We start from the raw sequence: 19,515 nt of genomic DNA, 5'->3' as shown, positions 1-19,515 counted from the left end.
ACGTCTCGCTGAACTTCGCCTGGATCCAGCTCGGTGGTCTCCGCGTTGGTAAGGACGAATCGGCCTTCGATACGTTCATCGGCTACGCCGGCAACGTCATCCAGGATACGCTGGTTCCTTATGGCGATTTCGACACCAACGTCGTCCAGTACTACTTCGACGCGGGCAACGGCTTCTCGGCCGTGGTTTCGCTCGAAGAGGGCCAGGGCGTTGTCGGCACGATCGACAGCTACGTTCCGCATGTCGTCGGCGGCGTGAAGTGGACGCAGGGTTGGGGCGCCATCACCGGCGTCGTTGCTTATGACAGCAACTACGAAGAAGTTGCCGGCAAGGTTCGCTTGGACGTGAACGTCAACGACGCACTGTCGCTGTGGGTCATGGGCGGCTATGGCACCGATGACAACCTCAACGATCCGACCTACGCTATCCCTGCCCATGGTCGCGGCTTCTACAAGCAGTGGGGCGGCAACTGGGCTGTCTGGGGTGGCGGTACCTACAAGTTCAACGAGAAGACCTCGTTCAACGCGCAGGTGTCGTATGACGATTGGAAGAACCTGGGCATCGCGGCGAACATCGCCTACGACGTCGTCCCGGGCTTCACGGTCACGGCCGAAGTCGACTACCTCAATGCAGGCAAGTTCGACGACGCCGACTTCTCCAACTGGACCGGCGCCGACAAGAAGAGCAGCATCGGCGGTATCCTCCGCTTCCAGCGCTCGTTCTAAGGGCTGGTTCCATACAGGTGAAATCCAGCCCGGGCGCATCAACGCCCGGGCTGTTTTTGTTTCGTGACTGGATCAAGGCAAACAGAAGGAACAGGGGGTAACGGTAGCTGAATAGAGTCCGTGGGATGGTTTCGTGGGATCTGCTGATGGCGGATGAAATCACAACTGCGTGATTCAAAACTCTTGAAAGGATGCTTCCATGTGGGTTAGGTGGTTGACCTATCCACTCGGGGGTGTGGCGAATGATGACGACTGAAGCGATTCAAGAGGGAGACCCCTCCGATCATTTTGCGTTTTTTTCTTCTCAGAATTCGAAGTTTAACTACACCTACAATAAGATACGAGAAGTAAAGTCGCATAGGGTTGGAGATCTTTTTTCAGCGTATCGGGATATATTGTGGGATGATGGGCGGCATAAATACAATGTCAGCTCGTTCATCGGCGAGATAGACGAGATTCTGCTCGGGGAGCGTTTCAGCGCCTTTGACCAGAGTACCCTGGACAACCTTATCGGCACCTTGCGCCAGCGCGGCAACAGCAACGCAACCATCAATCGGAAGATGGCTGCCCTCAGCAAACTGCTGCGCAAGGCCTACAAGATGGGAGATATCCACAGCCTGCCCGAGTTCCGCCGCCAGAAGGAGCGGTCGGGACGGATTCGTTTCCTTGAAAGGGACGAAGAGGCCAGGCTGTTCGCTGCCATCAGGAGCCGCAGCGAGGATGCTTATCGGCTTTCCATCTTCCTGGTCGACACTGGCTGCCGCCTTGGTGAGGCGCTCGGGCTGATCTGGAACGACATCCAGGAGCATCGCGTCTCCTTCTGGATCACCAAGTCCGGCCGAAGCCGCACCATTCCGATGACCGAGCGTGTCAAGGAAGTGATCAAGCTGCCTCCCGGCGAAGGCCGTCGGCCGAAAGGCCCGTTCACCACATTCAGCCAGGCTCAATACCGTGCCATCTGGAACGATGCGAAGGCCGAAGTCGGGCTGGCCGCCGACGACCAGGTGGTGCCGCACATTCTGCGCCATACCTGCGCCTCGCGTCTTGTCCAGGGCGGCATCGACATCAGGCGCGTGCAGATGTGGCTCGGCCACCAGACCCTGTCGATGACCATGCGCTATGCGCATCTGGCCACCAATGACCTCGACGGCTGCGTCACCGTGCTGGAAGTACCCCGGTCCGGCGGCGCCGACAGCGCGAAGGAAGCGCCCGAACCGTCCCCTCGCGCCGCAGCGCGCGGTGCGGCAGACGAGCCGGCTGCCATGAAGACCACGGCTAAGGCAATGAAGAAAGCCGCAAAGTCCCGATAAGTTCATGCTTTGAAGAGGCTGTGGGCAATCAATCCCGTGGATCCCCCCGATCTGCAGGATATTTGAGGCATGCTACCCGGCTTCTGAGCCTACCATGGTCGCCCTGCTGTGGTTTACCTCGCCGACAACAGTTTTTAAAGGCGAGTCGGCAGCCGCTCGGCTCTGTCGAGGAAAGCGGCGATGTCGCCCGGCAAGGTTCCGGTTTCGAGGAAAGGGGCGTGACCCTGGCCTTCGACGGTGATCGTCTGCATTGCCGGATGGTGCTCCCGCATCTGCCGCTGCGTGTCCACCGACAGCAAACTCGAATTGGCGCCGCGTATGGCGAGCATGGGAAGGGCCGACAGCGCGTCGAATTGCGGCCACAGCGCCGGCAGCGGCTGCGTAAGGTCGAGATTTGCAACAGTGTCGACCAGCTTCGGGTCGAAATCCGGCAGCAGGCCCTGGTCGGTTTCGCGGTAGAGCGCCAGCACCATGCGCTCCCAGTCCGCATCGGTGAGCGCTGAGAAATCTCGGCCATGAATGCGGCGTTGGGCCGCGACTGCTTCGGCGAAGGTCTTCGGCTTCGGTTCGCGCTCGAGATACGACTGGATAAGGGCAAGGCCGGCCGGCTCGATCACCGGTCCGATATCGTTCAGCACGATCGCTTTCAATATGGCCGGCCGCAGCGCGCCCAGGACATGAATGATCAGGCCGCCGCGCGAGGTGCCGATGAAGGCGGCTTCCTCGATTCCCAAGGCCGCCAGTCCGGCAAGAATGTCGTCGGCTTCGACGCCGACAGTATAGCGGCTGACATCGGGATCATAATCGGACTGCCCGCGGCCGCGATAGTCGAAGGCGACGACCTTGCGCGGGCTTCCGGCTTTGCCGGCCAAATAGAGCGCGAGTTCATGGAAGTCGCGTGCATTGCGGGTGAGGCCGGGCAGGCAGACGACTGGCCAATGTCCCGAATTTGCTTCGCCATAGATCCGGGCGTGGAGCTTCAGCCCATCTGGCGCGGTGTAGAAGAAATCGGAGAAACGTTCGCTCGCCATTGGAATGCTGTCCCTTGCTCTCGCCCGATCGTCCGTCTGCTACAGGCGGGGGAAGGGATGGTCAAATGGGGCAGTTACTTCTCCTCTGCGGGCCGAAGGTGGCGAGGCCCTTCACTTAGCCAAGACGGGCGGATCCGCGCGAGGCCAACTCCTCTCGGAAGGAGGAACGAAAGCCGTCAACTCCGCCCGTTCACAAGATCTCCCACAATGTCGTACTTGCCGGAAATACGCATCTTGTAGACCTCGTAGTTCTCCATCACGCGCTGCACGTAACTTCTTGTTTCCGTGTACGGAATCCGCTCGATCCAGTCGACGACGGCGTCGATGTCCTTGCCGCGCGGATCGCCGTATTTCGCCACCCATTGGGCGGCGCGGTTGGGGCCTGCATTGTAGCCGGCGAAGGTCAGCACATAGGAGCCGTTGAAGCGGTCGAGCTGCTGGCCGAGGAAGGCCGAGCCCAGCGTCGCATTGTAGCCGGCATCGGTGGTCAGGCGTGCCTGCGAGAATTGCAGCCCGGCCTTCTTCGCAAGTTGCTTGGCGGTTGCCGGCATCAGCTGCAGCAGCCCCCGCGCGCCGGCGCTCGATATGGCGCCGATGTTGAATTCGCTTTCCTGGCGGGCGATGGCATAGGCCAGCGCCTTGCCCGAACCGGAAATATCGGCGCTATCGGGGATGACCCCCAAAGGATGCGACAGCGCGCCGACATCGATGCCACGCGCGCCCGCGATCTTGCCGATCTTGAGCGACATGAAGTGGTTGCCCTGCTTTTCCGCCAGCACCGCCAGCAGCGCCAGTTCGCCCGGGCTGGTCAACTGTCCTGCAAGATCACGATAGAGCGTCTCGGCATAGCGGTCGTAGCCTGCCTCCTGTAACCGCTTGATGGCGGCGACGGCCTCGCGGTCGACGAAACTCTGGCGATCGGCGGCGCTCGGCGTAGGATAGGCGATGTTCAGCGCCGGGCGACCAATGCGCTCGGCGGCGAGCTGGCCGTAGAATGTCGTGCCGTAGGCCGCGGCCCGTGCAAAATAGTCCTTTGCGTTGCCTGGACCGCCAACTTCGGCGGCGCGGCCGAGCCAGTAATAGGCGCGCGACAATGTCATCGGCCCCTGCGCAAGGTCGGCGATGCGCGCGAAATGGGTTTCCGCAAGCCTGGGATCGTTCAGGCCGCGCAGCGCGTACCAGCCGGCATGGAATTCGGCTTCGGCGGCGTTCGCCGTGCTTTCGGCCGCATGCATGGCGACGATCTTGTAGGCGGCCTTCATGTCACCCTTGTCGACCAGCTCGCGCGACAGTACCCGGCGCTCCACCCACCAGGCATCCGGGTCGACGAGCGCTTCGCGATCCGTCGGTGCCTTCATCACAATGGCGGCGGCGTCGGCAATGTTGTCTTGCTTGCGCAGATATTCGGCCTGCGCGAAGAAATAGCCGGCCGAACGCTGTGAAGCCGGTACCGCCTTGAGCAGCTTGGGGGTGTTCTTGTCGCCCTTGTCGGCCGCCGCCCAGGCGGTGGCCAGTTGCTGCGCTTGCGCCAGGCCGGCGACGCGCTGCGCCGCGCCGATCCGGTCGGCGTAGAACATGCGCTCCATGCGGAATCGGTGATCGGCGGCCGGGATCAGCCCGCCGAACTCCTTGATCAGCGCCGTCTCGTCCTTGGCTTCAAGGATCGCGGTGCGCCAGAACGGCACCAGCACCGAACGGGCCGCCCTGGTGTTGCCCTGCGCCACATAGGCGCGGGCAAGAAGAATCACGCCTTCGAATGTCTGCGGCTGGCTGCCGTCGAACGCTTGCACAACGATGTCGGGGGCGGGGTTCTCGCGATAGAGTGCGCGTTCGCTGTTCTTGCGCAGCGCGGTTGTCCCCGGCCAGTTGGGCAACATCTTCGCTGCGGCCGCAATGTCGCCGCTCGGCACCTTGTCGCCGCCATAAAGCGCGATTGCCCAGGCAAGGATGTGCTGGTCGAGCGAACCGGCGGGAAGGGCATCGCGCGCGGCGCGGGCACCGGGAATGTCGCCCGCCGCCAGCGCGTCCAGACCGCTCTTCAACTGGGTGACGCTGGCAGAGGGCGCGTTATTGCGTGGACCAGCATCTTGCGAGCCTTGCATGCCGGGCATCGCAATGGCCGATGTCAACTGCACGTCGACGCTGCCGCCGATCGCCATCTCCGGCATCAGCGCGACGACCGCGCCCAGAAGCGCGAAAAGATGAGGCCGCCTAGTCGGCATCGTTCAGCCTTTACACATCACCAGCAGGCGCGGAAGCTTCGCGACCCGGACCAGATCGTAAACTTAGGTCATGAAGGGCCAGTTAACAAAAGGTTATCGAGGCCGTTTGAATTGCGTTTGCTGGCAGCATAGCAATGCTTGCCGCGCAACCATGTCGAGACTATGGTGCGCGGCCTCGCTTTCGGCTAGAAGGCGCGACACTAAGACCAGAGACGAAAACACCCATGCATATCGCCCAAAAGCGGGTAACGGTTTTGGGATAACGATATGCGTGAACAAAGAAGTCCCAAGGAGTTGGACGACATGCTGAGAGGCTCGCTGACCGCGCTCGTGACACCGTTCGAAAAGAGCGGGCGTTTCGACGAGAAAGCCTTTCGCGCTTTTGTCGACTGGCAACTTGCGGAAGGCACGACAGGCCTTGTTCCCGTTGGCACCACCGGCGAGTCGCCGACGCTGTCGCATGACGAGCATCGTCAGGTGGTCAAGGTCTGCATCGAGGCGGCCAAGGGTCGCGCTCCGGTCGTCGCCGGCGCTGGCTCCAACAACACCGCGGAAGCGATCGGCCTGGTCCAATATGCCGAACAGGCAGGCGCGGATGCTGCACTTGTCGTCACTCCCTACTACAACAAGCCGACGCAGCGCGGGCTTTATGAGCACTTTGCCGCCGTCGCCAGGGCAACCAAGCTGCCGATCATCATCTACAACATCCCGCCGCGCTCGGTCATCGACATGATGCCGGAGACGATGGGCCGGCTGGCGCACGACTTCAAGAATATCGTCGGCGTCAAGGACGCGACCGGCAAGGTCGAACGGGTTTCCGAGCAGCGTATGACCTGCGGCAAGGATTTCGTCCAGCTTTCCGGCGAAGATGCATCCGCGCTCGGCTTCAACGCGCATGGCGGTGTCGGCTGTATTTCGGTGACGGCCAACGTCGCGCCGCGGCTTTGTGCCGAATTCCAGGAGGCGACGCTGTCCGGCGACAGCGCCAAGGCGCTGGAATTGCAGGATCGCTTGCTGCCGCTGCACAAGGCGATCTTTATCGAACCCGGCGTGTCCGGCGCCAAATATGCGCTTTCGAAGCTCGGCAAGGTCGAGAACATGCTGCGTTCGCCGCTGGTCACGGTCGAACACTCGACGGCCGAAAAGATCGACGCGGCGATGAAGCACGCCGGCTTGATAAATTAGGGATGAGGCGCCACCTCTCCGCATTATGAATCAAGTCAGAAAAGCCGATCCCAACAACAAGACCGTTGCGGAAAACCGCAAGGCGCGGTTTTCCTATGAGGTGCTCGACACGATCGAGGCCGGTCTGGTGCTGACCGGCACCGAGGTCAAGTCGCTGCGCCAGGGCCAGGCCAACATCCAGGACAGCTACGCCGCGGTCGAGGGCGGCGAGATCTGGCTGATCAACTCCTACCTCCCGGAATATCTGCAGGCCAACCGCTTCAACCACGAGCCGCGCCGGCGCCGCAAACTGCTGCTCAACAAGCGCGAGATGGCCAGGCTGTCGCAGAGCGTCGACCGCGAAGGCATGACCCTGGTGCCGCTGAAGATCTATTTCAACGATCAGGGCCGGGCCAAGCTGCTGCTCGCCGTCGGTCGCGGCAAGAAGCTGCACGACAAGCGCGAGACGGAAAAGCAGCGCGACTGGTCGCGTGAGAAGGGCAGGCTCTTGAAGGAGCGCGGGTGAAAGCCATCAGGCGGTAGCCAAGCGGATAAGTGTTTGGCTCAGGGTTCTAGCCAAGGAGCCAGAAATACCGGAGGGGACAGTCTTGAAGAACCGGATCATCCTCTGGGGATCGGTCAGCCTGGTTTTTGCAATCCTCATGATCGCTGGCGGCTTCTTCTATTTCCATGCGTTTTCTCCGGATCGCGGCAAATATCCTGTCAGGGGCATCGACGTTTCGCATCATCAGGGCCGGATCGACTGGCGGCGCGTTGCCGCCGCCGACGTCGCCTTTGCGGTCATCAAGGCGACCGAAGGCGGCGATCATGTCGACGATGCCTTTGCCATCAATCTGCGCGAAGCGCGTGCTGCCGGGCTCGCTGTCGGAGCCTATCACTTTTTCACCTTCTGCCGGCCGGGCGCCGACCAAGCGAAGAATTTCATCGCCGTGGTGCCGCACGACCAGCCTTTGCTGCCGCCGGTTGTCGACATCGAGTTCGGCGGCAATTGCCCGCAGCGCCCTTCGCCCGAACAACTCGATGCCGAACTCCAGGCCTTCCTCGGTCCCGTTGAAGCCGCCTTTGGCAAGAAGGCCATCATCTATCTGACCGACGATGCCGCAACGGCCTATGCCGGACAGATTGCCGCCCGCTCGCTCTGGCTTCGCTCACTGCTGCTCGAGCCGGGTCGCGACGATTGGGTCTACTGGCAGTACCACAACAGGGGCCGCGTCGAGGGCATCGTCGGTGACGTCGACCTGAACGTTCTGCAAGGCGGTCAGGAGAGACTGGCCGCGTTGTTCGCGCCGGCGTTGTAGGGCAATTCCAGACCCTACGAATCCAGGAACGCCGCGATCTCGCTGAAAACGTTGACGAACATCGCTTCGGTCAGCACGCCGGTATTGGTGTTGTAGCGCGAGCAGTGATAGCTGGAAAACAGCGTGATGCCGCCGGCCTCCTGTCGCCCGCCATGCTTGAAGGCGTAGGCGGCGACGCGCTGGCCCAGTGCCCGCACGGTCGACTGGTGCGCGATCGAACCAAGTGCCAGCACGGCGCGCAAATTGGGAAACCGTGCGATCGTCGGCACAAGGAAGGTCCGGCAGGTGGCGATCTCGGCGCCCACAGGCTTGTTCTCGGGCGGCACGCAGCGGACGGCGTTGGTGATTGCCGTTCCAACGAGCTCCAACCCATCGTCAGGCCGCGCCTTGAACTCGCCGCGCGCCAAGCCGTGCGCGATTAACGTGCCGTAGAGCAGGTCGCCGGCATAGTCGCCCGTGAAAGGCCGGCCCGTGCGGTTCGCTCCGCGCAGGCCGGGCGCAAGCCCGACGATCAGCAGCCGGACCGAATCGTCGCCTTCGGGCGGCAGGAAGGTCGGAACCGGCGCGTTGAACCACGATGGCTCGCGTTGCCGCCACTCGGCAATGAAACCATGCAGCCGCGGACAGAGCGGGCAATCGCGATCGGGTTCCGGGGAGGCGGCCAGATGTGCGGCCAACGCAGCCGCCCTCAGTACTCGTCCTCTTCCGTCTCGGCCGGTTCGGGTCGGCGCACCGGTCTTTCGGAAGGATCGCGGCCCACCTCGTTCTTCAACGTCATCAGGTCGATGAAATGGTCGGCCTGGCGGCGCAGATCGTCGGAGATCATCGGCGGCTGCGAGGCCATGGTCGAAACGATCGACACCTTGCGCCCGCGCCGCTGCAGCGCCTCGACCAGCGTGCGGAAATCGCCGTCCCCGGAGAAGATGACATAGTGGTCGACGACATCGGCCAGTTCCAGCGCATCGACGGTCAATTCGATGTCCATGTTGCCCTTGATCTTGCGGCGGCCGGTCGAGTCGGTGAATTCCTTGGCTGGCTTGGTGACGACCTTGAAGCCGTTATAGTCGAGCCAGTCGATCAGCGGCCGGATCGAGGAATATTCCTGATCCTCGACCAAGGCGGTGTAATAGTAGGCGCGCAGCAGGTAGCCGCGTTTCTGGAAGCTCGACAGCAGCTTGCGATAGTCGATGTCGAAACCGAGTGCGCGCGACGTGGCGTAGAGATTGGCGCCGTCGATGAACAGGGCGATCTTTTCACGGGGGTCGAACATGGAAAAATTCCTTTTCGAAATAAGCGGCCGTCAAAACGAAATGCGACTATCAGTAGGGTTCGCAATAAACCGGCTGACCTTACGCTTTTCGAAATAACGCCAGTTTTGTGGCAATCCAAGGGTGCGTTGCCGCACTGCAAGCAATTGTGATCGCGGGCTTGGTACCGGGCGCACCGGGGCTCGACCGAAACGGTTTCGGAGGAATCCGACAAAGCAATGACAGATCGTGCGTTCTCCGGCCCCGGCATTCCATAATGCTTGTATTTTGGCGGCGTTCGGGTTATTGACCGCGCCTGTTTTCCATTAAATCCAGGCATGAAAGGGGCAATCCATGGCCCGCGTAACCGTTGAAGATTGCATCGACAAGGTCGACAACCGCTTCGAGCTGGTGCTTCTGGCCGGCCACCGTGCTCGTCAGATCAGCCAGGGCGCGCAGATCACCGTCCCGCGCGACAATGATAAGAACCCGGTCATCGCACTGCGCGAGATCGCCGACGAGACGTTGTCGCCCGACGACCTTAAGGAAGACCTGATCCATTCGCTGCAGAAGCATGTCGAAGTCGACGAGCCCGAAGCCGATGGCGAGGCAATCGCCGATCAGACCGGCGCCGCCGTCACGGCCGCCGATACCGATGATGCCGAGGACAACATCGCCTTCGATCGCATGACCGAGGAAGACCTGCTGGCCGGCATCGAAGGCCTGGTGCCGCCGGAAAAGAGCGACGACTACTAAGACTGCTTTGCGGAGGCGCCTGGAACAATCTTCCGGCACTTCCGTCCCGGCAGTTTCGTGGCTATCTATGACATGCGCCGTGCAGCAGTGCGGCGCATGATTCATTTCATCGCCGAGAGATTCCGCCCATGATGCGTCAGTATGAGCTTGTCGAGCGCGTCCAGCGCTACAAGCCTGACGTCAACGAGGCGTTGCTCAACAAGGCCTATGTCTATGCCATGCAGAAGCATGGCCACCAGAAGCGCGCTTCCGGTGACCCCTATTTCTCGCATCCGCTCGAAGTCGCTGCCATCCTCACCGAGATGCACATGGACGAGGCGACGATCGCCGTCGCCCTGCTGCATGACACGATCGAGGACACCACGGCGACCAGGGCCGAGATCGACGAACTGTTCGGGCCCGAGATGGGCAAGCTGGTCGAGGGTCTGACCAAGCTGAAGAAGCTCGACCTCGTCTCCAAGAAGGCCGAGCAGGCCGAGAATTTGCGCAAGCTTCTGCTGGCGATCTCGGAAGATGTGCGCGTGCTTCTGGTCAAGCTCGCCGACCGCTTGCACAACATGCGCACCCTCGACCATGTGCCGGAAGCCAAGCGCCTGCGCATCGCCGAGGAGACGATGGATATCTATGCGCCGCTGGCCGGGCGCATGGGCATGCAGGGCATGCGCGAGGAGCTGGAGGAGATCGCCTTCCGCTACATCAATCCCGAAGCCTATCGCGCCGTCACCGCCAGGCTCGCCGAGATTTTCGAGCGCAACAAGGGTGTGCTGTCGGAGATCGAGAAAGCGCTGTCGGCTCTGTTCGAGAAACACGCGATCAATGCAGGCGTCAAAAGCCGGCAGAAGAAGCCGTGGTCGGTGTTCCGCAAAATGGAGGCCAAGGCGCTCTCCTTCGAGCAATTGTCCGACATTTTCGGCTTTCGCGTTGTCGTCGACAATGTCGAGGACTGCTATCGCGCGCTTGGCGCCATCCACACCGCCTGGTCGATGGTGCCCGGCCGTTTCAAGGACTACATCTCGACGCCGAAGCAGAACGATTACCGCTCGATCCACACCACCATCGTCGGGCCGTCGCGCCAGCGCGTGGAGCTTCAGATCCGCACCCGCGAGATGAACAAGATCGCTGAATATGGCGTCGCCGCCCATTCGATCTACAAGGATACCGGCGGCAAGGCGAACGGCACGGCCCATTCGATCTCGAAGGAAACCAATGCCTATGCCTGGCTGAGGCGCACGATCGAACAGCTCGCCGAGGGCGACAATCCCGAGGATTTCCTCGAGAACACCAAGCTGGAACTGTTCCAGGATCAGGTGTTCTGCTTCACCCCCAAGGGCATGCTGATCGCGCTGCCGAAAGGTGCCACGCCGATCGACTTCGCCTATGCGGTTCACACCGATGTCGGCGACACCTGCGTCGGCGCCAAGGTCAACGGCCGCATCATGCCGCTGATGACGGAGCTGAAGAATGGCGACGAGGTGGAGATCATCCGCTCCAAGGCGCAGGTGCCGCCGGCCGCGTGGGAATCCGTCGTCGTCACCGGCAAGGCGCGCGCCGCCATTCGCCGCGCCACCAAGAACGCCATCCGCAAGCAGTATTCGGGTCTTGGCGCGCGCATTCTCGAGCGGGCTTTCGAGCGGGCCGGCAAGAATTTCACCAAGGAAAGCCTGAAGCCCGTCCTGCACCGGCTGGCGCGCAAGGACATCGAGGATGTGCTGGCATCCGTCGGCCGCGGCGAATTGGCGTCCACCGATGTCATGAAAGCCGTCTTCCCTGATTACAAGGACGAGCGCGTCACGCCGGCGGCGCCCAAGCAGCGCGAGGAAGGCTGGTCGAAGATACGCAACGCGGCCGGCATGCTGTTCCAGATCCCGGGCCGTGCCGCGCGCAAGGACAAGGACCAGCCGCGCGATGGCGCGGTGCCGATCCGTGGCGTGCGCGGCGACCTGCCGGTGCGCTTCGCGCCGGAAGGGGCGGTGCCTGGCGACCGCATCGTCGGCATCGTGCAGCCGGGCACCGGCATCACCATCTATCCGATCCAGTCGCCGGCGCTGCAGGCTTTCGACGACCAGCCCGAGCGCTGGATTGACGTGCGCTGGGACATCGACGAGCGCACCAAGGAACGCTTTCCGGCTCGTGTTTCCGTCACCGCCATCAATGCACCGGGATCGCTCGCCGACATCGCCCAGGTCGTCGCCTCGAACGATGCCAACATCCATACGCTGTCAATGGTGCGCACCGCGCCCGATTTCACCGAAATGCTGATCGATCTCGAAGTCTGGGATCTGAAGCATCTCAACCGGCTGCTGTCGCAACTCAAGGACAATTCGAGCGTCAGCGATGCACGGCGTGTCAATGGCTAACTCGGCTGATCTACAGGGGGATAGACGGATGAATACGGACGAAGTGCTGGATATTTTTCGCCAGGCCGGTGCTGTCCTGGAGGGGCATTTCATCCTGACGTCGGGTCTGCGCAGCCCGGTCTTCCTGCAGAAGGCGCGCGTGTTCATGCATGCCGATAAGACCGAGCGGCTGTGCAAGGCGCTGGCCGAAAAGATCCGCGCCGCCGTGCCGGGCAAAATCGACTATGTCGTCGGCCCGGCCATCGGCGGGCTTATCCCGGCCTACGAGACTTCGCGCCATCTTGGCGTGCCGGCGATCTGGGTCGAGCGGGAAGGGGGCGAGTTCCGGCTGCGCCGCTTCGAGATCGCGCGCGGCGCGCGTGTCGTCATTGTCGAGGATATCGTCACCACTGGATTGTCTATCCGCGAGACCATCGACTGCCTGCGCGAACTTGGCGCCGAGGTCACAGCGGCGGCCTGCATCATCGACCGCTCCGCGGGCAAGACCGATGTCGGCGTGCCGCTGATCGCCCTCGCCGAGTACGAGGTGCCGGCCTATCCGGCCGATCGGCTGCCGCCGGAACTTGCCGCCATACCGGCGGTCAAGCCGGGCAGCCGCAATATCTGACGAGGAGGCTTGAATGATCGAAGGCATCGATCATTTCGTGCTGACGGTCCGTTCGGTCGAGGCAAGCTGTGCCTTCTATCAGCGCGTGCTGGGATTGAAGCGCCTCGATGAACCGAAGCGGCCGACGGCCTTGTTGTTCGGAAACCACAAAATCAACCTGCATGAGGTAGGGCGCACTTTCGAGCCGAAGGCAAAGACGCCGACGCCCGGCTCCGGCGATTTCTGTCTCGTCGCCGCAAAGCCGCTGGCGGATATCCGCGCCAGCCTCGAAGCCAACGGCGTTGTCGTGGAAGTCGGCCCTGTGGAGCGCACCGGCGCTCGCGGCCAAATGATGTCGGTCTATTTCCGCGATCCTGACGACAACCTGGTCGAGGTCAGTGAATATCTGGAATAGCCGCCTCTATGATGGTGTGAGATCGAGCAGCATCGCGCAACGCCTGGCTGTCCTTTTTTTCCTCAGTTTCGCCTCAATGGCTATCTTTACCGCCTGCGGCAGACCATCGCGGCAGCGTTTCGTTGTCCCGAAGCCGGCGCGTCGCTATATCAAAGTCGTTGTTGCCTTTCTGCGCCCCGGAAGCGCAAGATAAATTGCCGCGACCGGCTTGGGTGGCAGCACGGCGGGTATTGGTAGATCAGGAATTGGAATAGAGTGCTTTTTCGACGCCGCGAGCCTGATGGCCTCTTGGAGCGGGTGCGTACCTATCTATGGCCGCGCCGGTCGTTTTCGCGCTCGCTGCTTTACTTCTCCAAGCGCATCCTGCGGCTGAAGGCCACGCCGCATGCGGTGGCGGCCGGCGTCGCCGCCGGCGTCTTTGCTTCGTTCTTTCCGGTGGGTTTCCATTTCGCCATTGCCGCGGTGCTGTGCTGGCTCATCGCCGGCAATCTGGTGGCGGCCGCACTTGGCGCCGTATTCTTCGGCAATCCGCTGACGTTCCCGCTGCTGTGGGGCGCCTCCTGGGAGACCGGCAAGCTGATCCTGCACAACCGCCTGCCGGCGCACGGCCCGCCCGCGCATCTGGGCGAGATGCTGCACAACCTTTCCTTCGCGCAATTGTGGGCCCCGGTGCTGAAGCCGATGCTGATCGGTGCGATACCGCTCGGACTGGCCTTTGGGGTTCTGTTCTACGCCATCACGCGCTGGGGCATGAACGCCTTTCGCGAGCAGCGGCGCAAACGGCTGGCAGAGCGCGCGGCCCGCCATGAGCAATCGTCTCACCCAAATGCAAGCATCGGTTCCACCGCGCGATGATCATCGGCATCGGCAGCGACCTGATCGATATCAGACGCATTGAAAAGTCCTTGGAGCGCCATGGCCAGCGCTTCATCCAGAGAATCTACACCGAGGTCGAGCAGGCCCGCTCCGAAAATCGTCGGGCGCGGGCGGCTTCCTACGCCAAGCGCTTTGCCGCCAAGGAGGCCTGCGCCAAGGCGCTGGGCACCGGTCTGGCGCAGGGCGTGTTCTGGCGCGACATGGGTGTCGTCAATCTTCCGAGCGGCGCGCCCACCATGGCACTGACCGGTGGCGCCGAGGCGCGGCTGAACGCGATTCTGCCAAAAGGCCATCGGGCGATGATCCATCTCACCATCACGGATGATTTTCCCCTTGCTCAAGCCTTTGTGATCATCGAAGCGTTGCCCGTCGAACAAGCGCCACATTGATTGCATCTGACCACCGGCATGACGTTGCCCAGCGCGCGCCGAGACTCTATACCATCCAACGCACAATCGAGGACGACATGAGCGTGGCTGAAAAACCCCAGAAGAAATCCGGCGGGCTTGGCGAAACCGTCAGCGTCATCGTCCAGGCGCTTTTGCTTGCCTTGGTCATCCGCACGCTCTTGTTCCAACCCTTTTCGATCCCGTCGGGTTCGATGCGGCCGACGCTGCTCGAGGGCGACTACCTCTTCGTCACCAAATGGTCCTACGGCTATTCCCGTTATTCGCTGCCCTTCGGCCCCGACATCTTCTCGGGCCGCATCTGGGGCTCCGAGCCGAAGCGCGGCGACGTGGCTGTGTTCAAGTTCCCGCCGGACCCGTCCGTCGACTACATCAAACGTGTGGTCGGCCTGCCCGGCGACAAGATCCAGGTGAAGGACGGCCAGCTGTTCATCAACGGCGTCGGCGTGCCGCGCGTAAAGACCGGTCAGATCGACAATCCCGACATCACGGAAAAAGACTATCCGATCGACGTCTATCGCGAGACGCTGCCCAACGGCGTCAGCTACGACACGCTGGATCTGTCGCCGAACTCGATCGGCGACAACACGCGCGAGTTCGATGTTCCGCCCGGTCACTATTTCATGATGGGCGATAACAGGGACAACTCCGCCGACAGCCGATTCTCCGTCGGCTACGTTCCGGCCGAAAACCTGGTTGGCCGGGCCAACCTTGTTTTCTTCTCGATCGCCGGCAAGGCGAGCCCGCTCGAAATCTGGAAGTGGCCGTCGCTTATGCGTGCTTCGCGCCTCTTCCACTTCGTTAATTAGGGTCATGGCGGCGACAAGACGGCTGACCGCCGACGCGCTCGCCGAAGCGCTGGTGGAGCGCACGGGCCATGCCTTTGCCGATCGCCGGCGCCTGCAGCGTGCCTTGACCCATGCCAGCGCCCGCGGCGCCAATGCCGGCACCGACTATGAGCGCTTTGAGTTCCTGGGCGACCGGGTTCTCGGCCTGGTGGTGGCCGATATGCTGCTGGCCGCGTTTCCCGATGCGGCGGAAGGCGAATTGTCGCTGCGGTTCAACGCGCTGGTCAATGCCGAGGCGCTGTCGGAGATCGCCGAACATATTGGTCTGCCCGAGCTAATCCGCGCCGGATCCGACGTTCAAGGGCTCGAGGGACGCAAGCGCGTCAATCTGCGCGCCGACGCGCTGGAATCACTGATCGCCGTGCTCTACCTCGACGGCGGGCTGGAAGCGGCGCGCGCTTTCATCCACAAATATTGGCAGCCGCGCTCGCAGGCGTCGGGCGCCGGCCGACGCGACGCCAAGACCGAGTTGCAGGAATGGGCGCATCAGGCGGCAAGCGCCGTGCCCGTCTACCGCATCGATAGCCGCGAGGGGCCGGATCACGATCCGCTGTTCACCGTCAGCGTCATGGTTGGTGGGTTTCAGCCGGCTATCGGCAGCGGCCGCTCCAAACGCGAAGCTGAGCGGGCCGCCGCCGCCGCCCTTCTCATTCGTGAAGGTGTCTGGATCGATCAGGGAGACGCGGCATGACAGCCACGGAAGACACGGTTCCGGCCGCGCCTGCTGCCGTTACGCATTCCGGCTTCGTGGCGCTGATCGGTGCGCCCAATGCCGGCAAGTCGACCCTGGTCAACCAGCTTGTCGGCGCCAAGGTGTCGATCGTCACCCACAAGGTGCAGACGACGCGTGCCATCGTCAGAGGCATCGCCACGCACGACAACGCGCAGATCGTCTTCGTCGATACGCCGGGCATCTTCAAGCCGAAGCGGCGTCTCGACACGGCAATGGTGACGACAGCCTGGGGCGGCGCCAAGGATGCCGATATCGTGCTGCTCCTGATCGATGCCGAGCGCGGCATAAGGGGCGATGCCGACGCCATCCTCGAACGCCTGAAGGATGTGCGCCAGCCGATGGCGCTGATCCTCAACAAGGTTGACCGGGTCAAGCCGGAGGCGTTGTTGGCGCTGGCGGCAGCAGCGAACGAAAGAGTGCCGTTCAAGCGCACCTTCATGGTTTCGGCGCTGACCGGCTCCGGCTGCAAGGACCTTCTCGATTACCTTGCCGAGGCGCTCCCGGTGGGACCCTGGTATTATCCGGAAGACCAGATCTCCGACCTGCCGATGCGCCAGCTCGCCGCCGAGATCACTCGCGAGAAGCTCTACCTCAGGCTGCATCAGGAACTGCCCTATTCCTCGCACATCGAAACCGAGAAATGGGAAGAGAAGAAGGACGGCTCGGTGCGCATCGAGCAGGTCATCTATGTCGAACGCGACAGCCAGAAGAAGATCGTGCTCGGCCACAAGGGCGAGACCATCCGCGCCATCGGCCAGGCGGCGCGTATGGAAATCGCCGGCATCCTTGAGCAAAAGGTGCATCTGTTCCTGTTCGTCAAGGTGCGCGAGAACTGGGGCGACGATCCCGAACGCTACCGCGAGATGGGGCTCGAGTTTCCGCACTAGGATGGATGGATAGCAAGTCGAATATCGACGCAGCTTTGGTCAGCCGGTTGATCGTGGCGCAGTTTCCTCGCTGGAGGGATCTTGTGGTTCGGCCGATTGAACCTGGCGGATGGGACAACAGAAGCTTTCGCCTCGGCGACGAGATGACCGTTCGGTTGCCCAGTGCCGCCGCCTATTCCCTGCAAGTGGAGAAGGAACATCGCTGGCTGCCGAAGCTGGCGCCGCTGTTGCCGCTGCCCATCCCTATACCGCTGGCGATGGGAGCCCCGGCCGAAGGCTATCCGTGGCATTGGTCCGTTTACAGGTGGATCGAAGGTGAGACTGCAAAGCGGGAACGTATCGCCAACCTGTCGGAATTCGCGGCGGACCTGGCCGGCTTTCTGATTGCGCTGAAGCGGATCGACCCGGCTGGCGCACCGGGGCCGGGCCAACACAATTTCTTTCGCGGCGGTCCGCTGAGCGTCTATGACGGCGAAACGAGACAAGCGATCGCGGCGCTCGACACCCATATCGACGCCGGCGCGGCAAGCGCCGTCTGGGAAACGGCTCTTGCCGCCCCTTGGCAAGGCTCGCCCGTCTGGTTCCACGGCGATGTCAGTTGGGGCAATCTTCTGGTTGAACACGGCAGGCTAAGCGCGGTGACCGACTTCGGCACCTCCGGCGTCGGCGATCCCTCATGCGATCTGGCGATTGCCTGGACGTTGTTCGAGGGGCAAAGCCGTGAAGTGTTCCGCGCTGGCCTCGGCGTCGACGACGCGACCTGGGCGCGCGGCCGCGGCTGGGCACTGTGGAAGGCGCTGATCACCGCCGCCGGCGAGATAGACGCCAACTCGGCCGAGATCGAACAATCCTGGCGCGCCATCGACGCGGTGCTGGCCGACCACAAGCGCCGGTAATAACGACCCAAACCGTTGGCTGGCGGCTATCGACCAGGGACGACGAGTTTCGCCTGGGTCGACTTCTCAGTTGGCCAGCGCGGATTCTTGCAGACGAGTCCGCTGAGTCGGATTGACCTTCCCATCATGGCCCGTGGTCCGTCCCGGCGTGCCCGTGACCCGCTGAAAGACTCCTTCCAGGGGATCGGCTTCGGTTTCACGTGGCTGGGGAATGGCTAGGTAGAAACGACCATGGAAGTGGGTTTATTTACGCGAAATTTCTCAAACAATCGCTGTTCGTGGAATATCATCATAAAATTGGAGCATGCAAGAAATTATAACGGAAATATGACAATGTTCCACTTGTGCTGTGCCGTAATTTGAAGTGAATTTCCTAGTGTTATTTCTGCAACACGGATTTAATCTATGCCATCAACCTAGCATGTTTGTGGAATTGTCATTGAAGGCGGAAGATTGATGGGTATGTTCGCCGCGAAAAGGGGACGCGGTGCGGGCCTTTTTCGTTGTGGGTGAGGCGGGAAAATATATCCGCCAACCAAAATCCGAAGCCATTTTTAACTTTGACTGGAGAGGTCAGAAAATGAACATCAAGAGCCTTCTTCTCGGCTCAGCCGCGGCACTGATCGCGGTCTCCGGCGCTCGCGCCGCCGACGCTGTCGTCGTCGCCGAGCCGGAACCCGCTGAATACGTCAGGATCTGCGACGTCTACGGCGCCGGCTACTTCTATATCCCCGGCACCGAGACCTGCCTGCGCATCGGCGGCTATCTCCGCTATGACATAGGCGTCGGCGACAGCGGCACGCTGGATGGCGTCAACAACGTTGCCGATCACATGGACGGCGATAGCCACGACACCTACTACAAGAACATGCGCTTCGCGCTGAAGACCTGGACCGGCCAGGAAACCGAGCTCGGTACGTTGAAGACCTACACCGAGACTCGCTTTCAATTTGGCAACAGCAGCGGCGACTATGAGACTGGCGGCACTGGCTGGCAGGCCGGCAACAAGGCGACCACCCTCAACTTCGCCTGGATTCAACTCGGCGGCCTGCGCGTCGGTAAGGATGAAACGGCATACGATTCGTTTATCGGCTATGCCGGCAACGTCATCCAGGACACGATCATCCCGTACGGTATCAAGGATACCAACGTGGTGCAGTACTATTTCGACGCTGGCAGCGGCTTCTCGGCCGTGGTCTCGCTCGAAGAAGGTACCGGCGTCAACACGATCGACAGCTATGTTCCGCATGTCGTCGGCGGCTTGAAGTACAAGGGCGACTGGGGTGCGGTCACCGGCGTCGTCGCCTATGACAGCAATTACGAGGAAGTGGCCGGCAAGGTTCGCCTGGACGTCAATGTCAGCGACGCACTGTCGCTGTTCATCATGGGCGGCTACGGCACCAACGACAACATCAACGACTTCGGCACGGGCCGCACCCAATATAAGCCGTGGGGCGGAAACTGGGCGATCTGGGGTGGCGGCACCTACAAGTTCAACGACAAGACCTCGTTCAACGCCCAGATCTCCTATGACGACTGGAAGAACCTCGGCGTCGCCGCCAACGTCGCATACACGATTGTGCCCGGTTACACGATCACGGCTGAAGTCGATTACCTCAATGCAGGAAAATTCGACGACGCCGACTTCAACAACTGGACCAAGGCCGACAAGAAGAGCAGCGTCGGCGGCATCCTCCGCTTCCAGCGCTCGTTCTAACGGATCGACTGACCCCACC

At 61.9% G+C, this 19,515-nt stretch carries 20 protein-coding genes; 16 read left to right on the top strand and 4 right to left on the bottom strand.

Annotated features, from left to right (window positions below; translation table 11 throughout):
- Together LB533_RS10785 and LB533_RS10780 are read left to right on the top strand one after the other, a co-directional pair.
- A partial coding sequence (locus tag LB533_RS10785; RefSeq protein ID WP_224677150.1) for a porin occupies window positions 1-725 on the top strand: 725 nt, incomplete at its 5' end.
- A 242-nt stretch (window positions 726-967) separates the two neighbouring features.
- On the top strand, window positions 968-2,035 hold the full coding sequence (locus LB533_RS10780) for a tyrosine-type recombinase/integrase (RefSeq protein ID WP_140637500.1): 1,068 nt from the start codon (window positions 968-970) through the stop codon (window positions 2,033-2,035).
- A gap of 134 nt (window positions 2,036-2,169) precedes the next feature.
- Here the strand turns inward: LB533_RS10780 and LB533_RS10775 are convergent, their stop codons facing one another.
- Window positions 2,170-3,066: an alpha/beta fold hydrolase gene (locus tag LB533_RS10775; protein WP_140637503.1), complete on the bottom strand. Its 897-nt coding sequence runs from the start codon at window positions 3,064-3,066 to the stop codon at window positions 2,170-2,172.
- Window positions 3,067-3,242: 176 nt separating this feature from the next.
- The gene (locus LB533_RS10770; protein ID WP_140637505.1) at window positions 3,243-5,288 is read right to left on the bottom strand and encodes a lytic transglycosylase domain-containing protein; all 2,046 of its coding nucleotides are present in this window, start codon (window positions 5,286-5,288) and stop codon (window positions 3,243-3,245) included.
- A gap of 303 nt (window positions 5,289-5,591) precedes the next feature.
- On the opposite strand from LB533_RS10770, the gene dapA reads away from it, so the two are divergent.
- The 3 genes from dapA (at window position 5,592) to LB533_RS10755 (ending at window position 7,771) form a co-directional block, all read left to right on the top strand.
- Complete coding sequence (dapA, locus tag LB533_RS10765; RefSeq protein ID WP_140638275.1) at window positions 5,592-6,473, top strand: 4-hydroxy-tetrahydrodipicolinate synthase; 882 nt, start codon at window positions 5,592-5,594, stop codon at window positions 6,471-6,473.
- Window positions 6,474-6,498: 25 nt separating this feature from the next.
- Complete coding sequence (gene smpB / locus LB533_RS10760; protein ID WP_224677149.1) at window positions 6,499-6,978, top strand: SsrA-binding protein SmpB; 480 nt, start codon at window positions 6,499-6,501, stop codon at window positions 6,976-6,978.
- Window positions 6,979-7,060: 82 nt separating this feature from the next.
- Window positions 7,061-7,771 (top strand): GH25 family lysozyme, encoded by a 711-nt coding sequence (locus tag LB533_RS10755; protein ID WP_224677148.1) that lies wholly within the window; start codon window positions 7,061-7,063, stop codon window positions 7,769-7,771.
- Between the two features lie 14 nt (window positions 7,772-7,785).
- Here the strand turns inward: LB533_RS10755 and LB533_RS10750 are convergent, their stop codons facing one another.
- Together LB533_RS10750 and LB533_RS10745 are read right to left on the bottom strand one after the other, a co-directional pair.
- Entirely contained in the window at window positions 7,786-8,463 is a 678-nt protein-coding gene (locus LB533_RS10750; protein WP_181169269.1) for a uracil-DNA glycosylase, read from the bottom strand.
- Complete coding sequence (locus tag LB533_RS10745; protein WP_140494612.1) at window positions 8,460-9,041, bottom strand: NYN domain-containing protein; 582 nt, start codon at window positions 9,039-9,041, stop codon at window positions 8,460-8,462. The genes LB533_RS10750 and LB533_RS10745 overlap by 4 nt, the downstream gene beginning before the upstream one ends.
- Before the next feature lie 331 nt (window positions 9,042-9,372).
- Here LB533_RS10745 and rpoZ point away from each other — a divergent pair, with 331 nt between their 5' ends.
- The 11 genes from rpoZ to LB533_RS10690 all read left to right on the top strand — a co-directional run bounded on the left by rpoZ (window position 9,373) and on the right by LB533_RS10690 (window position 19,496).
- On the top strand, window positions 9,373-9,774 hold the full coding sequence (rpoZ, locus tag LB533_RS10740; RefSeq protein ID WP_140494610.1) for a DNA-directed RNA polymerase subunit omega: 402 nt from the start codon (window positions 9,373-9,375) through the stop codon (window positions 9,772-9,774).
- A 128-nt stretch (window positions 9,775-9,902) separates the two neighbouring features.
- Window positions 9,903-12,131, top strand: coding sequence for a RelA/SpoT family protein (locus LB533_RS10735; protein ID WP_140565002.1), 2,229 nt, complete (start codon window positions 9,903-9,905; stop codon window positions 12,129-12,131).
- 28 nt (window positions 12,132-12,159) lie between these two features.
- Window positions 12,160-12,738 (top strand): orotate phosphoribosyltransferase, encoded by a 579-nt coding sequence (gene pyrE, locus LB533_RS10730; protein WP_140637508.1) that lies wholly within the window; start codon window positions 12,160-12,162, stop codon window positions 12,736-12,738.
- Window positions 12,739-12,751: 13 nt separating this feature from the next.
- Complete coding sequence (locus tag LB533_RS10725; RefSeq protein WP_224677147.1) at window positions 12,752-13,132, top strand: VOC family protein; 381 nt, start codon at window positions 12,752-12,754, stop codon at window positions 13,130-13,132.
- A gap of 255 nt (window positions 13,133-13,387) precedes the next feature.
- Window positions 13,388-13,987 carry a DUF2062 domain-containing protein gene (locus tag LB533_RS10720; RefSeq protein WP_224677146.1) on the top strand — a complete coding sequence of 200 codons (600 nt, stop codon included), beginning with the start codon at window positions 13,388-13,390 and terminating at the stop codon, window positions 13,985-13,987.
- Window positions 13,984-14,397: a holo-ACP synthase gene (gene acpS, locus LB533_RS10715; protein WP_140494597.1), complete on the top strand. Its 414-nt coding sequence runs from the start codon at window positions 13,984-13,986 to the stop codon at window positions 14,395-14,397. The genes LB533_RS10720 and acpS overlap by 4 nt, the downstream gene beginning before the upstream one ends.
- Before the next feature lie 77 nt (window positions 14,398-14,474).
- A complete protein-coding gene (gene lepB / locus LB533_RS10710; protein WP_140494595.1) occupies window positions 14,475-15,224 on the top strand; it encodes a signal peptidase I in 750 nt (249 codons plus the stop codon).
- A gap of 4 nt (window positions 15,225-15,228) precedes the next feature.
- The gene (rnc, locus tag LB533_RS10705; RefSeq protein WP_140637515.1) at window positions 15,229-15,954 is read left to right on the top strand and encodes a ribonuclease III; all 726 of its coding nucleotides are present in this window, start codon (window positions 15,229-15,231) and stop codon (window positions 15,952-15,954) included.
- On the top strand, window positions 15,951-16,883 hold the full coding sequence (gene era, locus LB533_RS10700) for a GTPase Era (RefSeq protein WP_140494591.1): 933 nt from the start codon (window positions 15,951-15,953) through the stop codon (window positions 16,881-16,883). The genes rnc and era overlap by 4 nt, the downstream gene beginning before the upstream one ends.
- A gap of 5 nt (window positions 16,884-16,888) precedes the next feature.
- Window positions 16,889-17,779: an aminoglycoside phosphotransferase family protein gene (locus LB533_RS10695; RefSeq protein ID WP_224677145.1), complete on the top strand. Its 891-nt coding sequence runs from the start codon at window positions 16,889-16,891 to the stop codon at window positions 17,777-17,779.
- A gap of 580 nt (window positions 17,780-18,359) precedes the next feature.
- The gene (locus LB533_RS10690; RefSeq protein ID WP_140637518.1) at window positions 18,360-19,496 is read left to right on the top strand and encodes a porin; all 1,137 of its coding nucleotides are present in this window, start codon (window positions 18,360-18,362) and stop codon (window positions 19,494-19,496) included.
- Window positions 19,497-19,515: the final 19 nt, after the last annotated feature.

This window comes from Mesorhizobium sp. BR1-1-13 (assembly GCF_020165515.1).
GTDB lineage: Bacteria > Pseudomonadota > Alphaproteobacteria > Rhizobiales > Rhizobiaceae > Mesorhizobium.
The sequence above is the reverse complement of the archived record's forward strand: the minus strand, read 5'-3'. Positions and strand labels throughout refer to the sequence as shown.